Annotated in this window: 1 protein-coding gene; it reads right to left on the bottom strand. The window is 47.2% G+C overall.

The window, feature by feature from the left end; genetic code table 11:
- Positions 1-102: 102 nt before the first annotated feature.
- A partial coding sequence (locus A3729_RS33265) for a hypothetical protein (protein ID WP_197475943.1) occupies positions 103-925 on the bottom strand: 823 nt, incomplete at its 5' end.

The raw sequence follows: 925 nt of genomic DNA, 5'->3' as shown, positions 1-925 counted from the left end.
CACAGATTAGTATCTGCAGTACCTGGTAAGCATAAAAAAGCCGGTAAGAACTAATTGCTCATACCGGCTCTGAGGTCTTTCAGAACTTAATTAGCGGAAATGCTATTCAGTATCTGTAGTCTGAGTTGCTTTACTGTCTTCAGCTTTTGCTGTTGATTCAGCGGGGCTCACCTCAACCTTAACAGCTGACAGCTCTGGTGACTTAGGAGCCGCCGCGCTTTCAGTTTCAGCTGATTGCGCTCTTGGGTCATTGTGAACCCGGTTAGAGCGGTTAGGTCTACGACGGCGAGCTGGCTTTTTAACTTCGACTTTATGCTCATCAGCCGGCTTCGCTTCGGCTTTAGGGCTTGTATTGCCAGTTATTTCTTTTGTCGCGCTTTCCTTATCAGCAACAGCTTGCGTCTTCGTTGGAGAGGCATCCGACTTGCTGTTTGTCGCTTTATTGCCTCGATTTCTACGAGGGTTACGGCTACGAGGTCGGCGAGTCGAAGTTTTCTCTTCGCTATCACTAGAGCTGGCATCTGATGTAGTTACTTCAGTTGCAGTTTCATCACTTGTTTCTGCTTTGCTCTCTTTTACTGCTTTAGGCGAATCTACAGCTTTAGTTTCGGCAACTTCAGCTTTATCAGAGCTTTTATCTTCCTTGCTTTCAGTTGCAGCAGGTGCAGGGCTAGCGTTGCTACTCGCTTGAGGCAATGAACTCTTCTCTTCTACCTTAGGTTTTGAGACTTCTGCTTTAGGCTCAGTTGTAGCGACAGGCTTAGTTGTTTCCTTAAGGCTTTCGCTTGCTGTGCTAACTGCACCCTTGGTGTCAGTTTCAGCATTCTTCGTAGGAGCTTTGCTACGGCGCTCGCCACGGTTTTCTGAACGTCTACGGTTAGAAGAGCGAGTAGTGGATTTATTTTCGCTGCTTTTAGCTTCAGGC

This window comes from Oleiphilus sp. HI0043, assembly GCF_001634935.1.
Note: the sequence above shows the minus strand (reverse complement) of the source record. Positions and strands in the feature narration are given on the sequence as shown.